The following is a 4350-nucleotide window of genomic DNA, read 5'->3' on the forward strand; positions in this document are numbered from 1 at the left end:
ATTTCAACCAGTATTGGAGAGCCTTCAACGTAACTGCCGTTGAGAGTGAGGGTGTACTTCCCCTTGGCATCAGTTTCGGTTTCGCTGGCAACCTTGTCACCTTTCGTCCCGTCGGCATTGATCGCGTAGGCGTTGACGAGACCACCAATAACAATCCCCTTCGAGCCGGTACCATTGAGGTTTGTAACTGCCGGCTGGGCGGCAGCAGGCGCCCCGCCAGAGCTGGAGCCACCGCCGGAACACCCCACCATAGTAGCCAAGGCCAACGCCAGCGGCGCAAGTTTCAATACTGATTTTGAATGCATGATCTAGTCCTATTTTGCTTCTTTTACATTCACAGAGTTGCTAGCACCGGCACGGTAGTGTGACGCAGCCTGCAAATCCGGAATTCCCCCTCAATGGCGCCTGTTGCTTGCGCACAGACGTCCAAAAAAACAGATGACGGTCTTCGTTTATTTAATTGACTCCGCGGATCGGCGATACTCGGGGCCGCAAGCAACCGCCGAGCAGAGTATTTGGTTATGGAGCGTAGAATTGCAGAGTTCTCACAAGGATTCCATTATTTATCCAAAAATTTTTATTACAAAGGCCTTTCATTTGTAATGTTCCTACAGGTTTTCAGATATGCAGTTCAATGAAAAAACCTATCAAGTCGGCGGTGCCGTCCGCGATATGCTCCTCGACCGGCCGGTCCAAGAAATTGACTGGGTGGTCGTCGGTGCCACCCCCCAAGCCATGCTGGACCAGGGTTTCCAGCAGGTAGGCAAGGATTTCCCCGTGTTTCTGCACCCGGAAACACACGAGGAATATGCATTGGCACGGACCGAGCGAAAACAGGGGTCCGGCTACTACGGCTTCGAAGTCTATGCCGCCCCCGATGTGACACTGGAAGAAGACCTGCAGCGACGGGATTTGACCATCAACGCCATGGCAATGGATAACCACGGGCATATCATTGACCCATACGGTGGTCAGGCGGATCTGAAAAATCGCATATTGCGCCATGTATCGCCCGCCTTTGCCGAGGACCCGCTGCGCGTGCTGCGCACCGCGCGATTTGCAGCGCGCTACCACTACCTCGGCTTCGAAATCGCAAACGAAACACTGGCGCTGATGCGCACGTTAAGCGACAGCGGAGAACTCAAAACCCTGGCAAAAGAACGCGTCTGGCAGGAACTGCAAAAAGGTTTGATGGAAGCATCACCCCACATCATGCTGATCGTGTTACGCGATTGTGGCGCGCTGGAAGCGCTGTTCCCTGATTGGCTCCACCATCTCGACGCCGACAATCTGGAAGCGCTGGCACACTCCCATGACGCACAGCTAGGAATTGAAGCGCGCTTTGCCGCAGCAACCCGATCAATGTCGACGCAGGACATTAAAATACTCGGCCATGCCTGCTCAGCGCCAAAGAACGTCTGCCAACTGGCCGAGTTGTACACGCGCATCAAACCTTTACCGGCAGCAACTGCAACTGCTGACACACTGCTGACAGTTCTGGAAAAGTGCGATGTATTGCGACGTCCAGAGTTATTGCGGACGCTCTGCCAGGTAGAAACGCTTTTCACTCAGCAATCCTATGATCATCTGAGCGAAGCCATTGCCATTATGCAAAGCGTTGACAGTCGCCCCTTTCTGGAACAGGGTTTGACTGGAAAGGAGCTCGGTGAAGCAATGCGTAGCGAACGCCTGGCTCGCTTAAAACAACAACAGGAATAACCATGAATCACCCCTCACCCGTGGCACTGGTAACCGGTGGTGCCCAACGTATCGGTCGGGCAATCTGCGATACCTTGCATGATCGCGGCTTTCGTATACTAATCCACTATCGCCGCTCTGCCGACGCAGCAATAAAGCTTGCCGAAGAACTCAACAGCAAACGGACCAATTCTGCCGCAACACTCTGCGCAGATTTTGCAACACCCGGCGGCATCAGTAGTCTGGCGAACGCTGCCAGCGCGCGCTATGGTCGCATCGACACTCTGATCAATAACGCATCAGATTTTTACCCCACACCCGTGGGCACGATTAGCGAAGCAGATTTCGACGCCCTGTTCGCCAGCAATCTCAAAGCACCACTTTTTCTGTCACAGGCGTTGGCCCCCACACTGAAAGCGAGCGGTGGCTGCATCGTGAATATGGTGGATATCTACGCCCAACGCCCGCTGCACGACCACACGGTGTACTGCTGCGCCAAAGCCGGTTTGCAGATGTTGACCCAATCACTGGCGCAGGCGCTCGCCCCGGAAGTACGGGTCAATGGGGTTGCACCGGGCGCCATCTTGATGCCCGCAGAACAATCAGACTTTTCGGCTCAGGAAGCCAAAAACATTGAGGAAAAGGTGCCCTTGGCACGCATTGGAGAACCAAAGGATATCGCGAGAACCATTGCGTTTCTGGTGTGCGATGCGCCCTACGTTACCGGTCAAATCATCGCCGTGGATGGCGGGCGGACACTGTCACAGTAAAATGCGGGCCAGCGCGTCATCGAGCCCGTGGTAGGGCTCCAGTCGCTGACGGTTTTGCGCTGCCATCGCACGCCATAACTCACCGTAGGCTTGCCCCGACACTGGGTGACAGGACTGAGGAGCGATATCTGCAAGGGGTTGCAGCACAAAGGCATTGAACAATACTTCCGCGCGCGGCAACACAACCCCGTCAACCTCTCCTACAGTTTCCCCGTAGAGCAGGATGTCCAGATCCAAAGAGCGCGAGCTGAATTTGGGAGCATCGTTAGCGCGGCCATGGCATCGCTCGATATCACGCAGCCGCTGACTCAACTCGCCTACTGTAAGCACCGTACTAAAACCCACAACAAGGTTGAGGAAGTCGTCGCCTTCAAAGCCCACCGCCGCACTGCTATAAAGGGGTGAAAGGCGCAAATGCCCAAACTGCTCGTGCAGCGTTTTAATTCCACTGAGGATATTCTCCTCGCGGTTAATGTTGCTACCTACGCCGATAAAAACGTCAGTCATCGCGCTGCCGGACAATCTCTACGCTGACAGTTCGCGCACTGGGCACGGCCTCCGGTTTGCTGACCCGAAAGGTGACGGTCTGCACCGCGAACTCCGTCAGCACCAGTGCTGCACACCTTTCGGCCAGGGTTTCAATCAAGTGAAACTTCTCTAACTGAATATAGTGAGTGAGCCGCTCCGACACCGCCGCATAATCCACGGTATGAGACAGGTCCTCAGTTGCTGCCGCTGCCTTAATATCTACCGACAACTCCAGATCCAGCAGTAATAGCTGAGGAATGCGGCGCTCCCACGGGTGAACACCAATAATTGCCCTAACCCGAAGCTCCCGAATCAGGATTTTGTCGCCCGTCGGCGCGCTCATTCAGCCGCCTCCACCGCATCAAGCTCAGTCATCGGCCAGCGCGGCCGCACCGTAACCTTCAGATCGTCGCTAAGGCCCGCCGCCAAGCGACAGTACCCGGCATAGGCGATCATCGCGCCGTTATCGGTACAAAAGGCCGGCCGCGGGTAGAACACCCGCCCCCGGAGTTTGCTCATTTCATCTGACAGCGCGGCGCGTAACTGCCGATTTGCACTGACGCCGCCCGCAATCACCAGCTGGTTCAGCCCCTCCTGCTTCAGGGCTCGGCGACATTTAATAACCAGCGTACCAATTACCGCCGCCTGAAAAGCAGCGGCAATATCGGCCTTATCCTGGTCAGTCAGACCCGATTCGGCCCTGCACGCAGCCACCGTGTTCAACGTGAAGGTCTTAAGGCCGCTGAAGCTGAAATCAAGACCGGGCCGATTGACCATAGGGCGCGGAAAATCAAACCGTTCCGCGTTCCCCTGATCAGCAAGCGCCGCCAGCTTGGGGCCACCGGGGTAACCGAGTTCCATCATTTTGGCCGCCTTATCGAAGGCTTCACCCGCCGCATCGTCCAGCGATTCACCAAGCAATTGGTAACGGCCCACGCCATCCACCCGCACCAGCTGGGTATGTCCGCCGGAAACCAGCAATGCAATAAAAGGAAAATCGGGGCGATCGGCTTCCAGCATTGGCGCGAGCAGATGCCCTTCCATATGGTGAACACCCAGCGCCGGCACACCCCAGCCATAGGCCAGCGAGCGACCGAAACAGGCCCCCACCATCAACGCGCCGGCCAGTCCCGGGCCCTGAGTGAACGCGATTGCGTCAATATCTGAAGACTGACAGCCCGCTTCACGCATGACTTCACGCACCAGCGGCGCGAGCTTTCGCACATGATCGCGCGAGGCCAGTTCCGGTACTACCCCGCCAAATTCCTCGTGCAGACTGACCTGAGAATACAATGCATGGGCCAATAAGCCTTTTTCAGCGTCGTACAGGGCCACCCCTGTCTCGTCGCAGGAG

Annotated in this window: 5 protein-coding genes and 1 pseudogene; 2 read left to right on the top strand and 4 right to left on the bottom strand. The window is 56.2% G+C overall.

Going from position 1 to position 4350, the window contains the following annotated elements; translation table 11 throughout:
* Window positions 1–305, bottom strand: a pseudogene (locus ABYP39_RS17590) (hypothetical protein); the annotation flags it as partial.
* Between the two features lie 319 nt (window positions 306–624).
* On the opposite strand from ABYP39_RS17590, the gene ABYP39_RS17595 reads away from it, so the two are divergent.
* Together ABYP39_RS17595 and ABYP39_RS17600 are read left to right on the top strand one after the other, a co-directional pair.
* Window positions 625–1719: a multifunctional CCA tRNA nucleotidyl transferase/2'3'-cyclic phosphodiesterase/2'nucleotidase/phosphatase gene (locus tag ABYP39_RS17595; RefSeq protein ID WP_372783891.1), complete on the top strand. Its 1095-nt coding sequence runs from the start codon at window positions 625–627 to the stop codon at window positions 1717–1719.
* Between the two features lie 2 nt (window positions 1720–1721).
* A complete protein-coding gene (locus ABYP39_RS17600; RefSeq protein ID WP_372783893.1) occupies window positions 1722–2468 on the top strand; it encodes a pteridine reductase in 747 nt (248 codons plus the stop codon).
* On the opposite strand, the gene folK is transcribed toward ABYP39_RS17600, so the two are convergent.
* From folK to tsaD, 3 genes are all read right to left on the bottom strand, one after another.
* Window positions 2460–2975 carry a 2-amino-4-hydroxy-6-hydroxymethyldihydropteridine diphosphokinase gene (gene folK, locus ABYP39_RS17605; protein ID WP_372783895.1) on the bottom strand — a complete coding sequence of 172 codons (516 nt, stop codon included), beginning with the start codon at window positions 2973–2975 and terminating at the stop codon, window positions 2460–2462. The two genes, ABYP39_RS17600 and folK, sit on opposite strands and share 9 nt — an antisense overlap.
* Window positions 2968–3339 (bottom strand): dihydroneopterin aldolase, encoded by a 372-nt coding sequence (gene folB, locus ABYP39_RS17610; RefSeq protein WP_372749015.1) that lies wholly within the window; start codon window positions 3337–3339, stop codon window positions 2968–2970. Before folB ends, folK begins: the two co-directional genes overlap by 8 nt.
* Window positions 3336–4350: tRNA (adenosine(37)-N6)-threonylcarbamoyltransferase complex transferase subunit TsaD (gene tsaD / locus ABYP39_RS17615; RefSeq protein ID WP_372783897.1), on the bottom strand; the 1015-nt coding region annotated here is incomplete at its 5' end. The genes folB and tsaD, both read right to left, overlap by 4 nt.

Origin of the sequence: Litorivivens sp. (assembly GCF_041625495.1) — a bacterium.
In the GTDB taxonomy this organism is placed as follows: domain Bacteria; phylum Pseudomonadota; class Gammaproteobacteria; order Pseudomonadales; family Spongiibacteraceae; genus Litorivivens.

Bases quoted from the DNA above. Each gene is read 5' to 3' on its own strand.
- ABYP39_RS17595 (WP_372783891.1), top strand. From the start codon at position 625: ATGCAGTTCAATGAAAAAACCTATCAAGTCGGCGGTGCCGTCCGCGAT.
- ABYP39_RS17600 (WP_372783893.1), top strand. From the start codon at position 1,722: ATGAATCACCCCTCACCCGTGGCACTGGTAACCGGTGGTGCCCAACGT.
- folK (WP_372783895.1), bottom strand. From the start codon at position 2,975: ATGACTGACGTTTTTATCGGCGTAGGTAGCAACATTAACCGCGAGGAG.
- folB (WP_372749015.1), bottom strand. From the start codon at position 3,339: ATGAGCGCGCCGACGGGCGACAAAATCCTGATTCGGGAGCTTCGGGTT.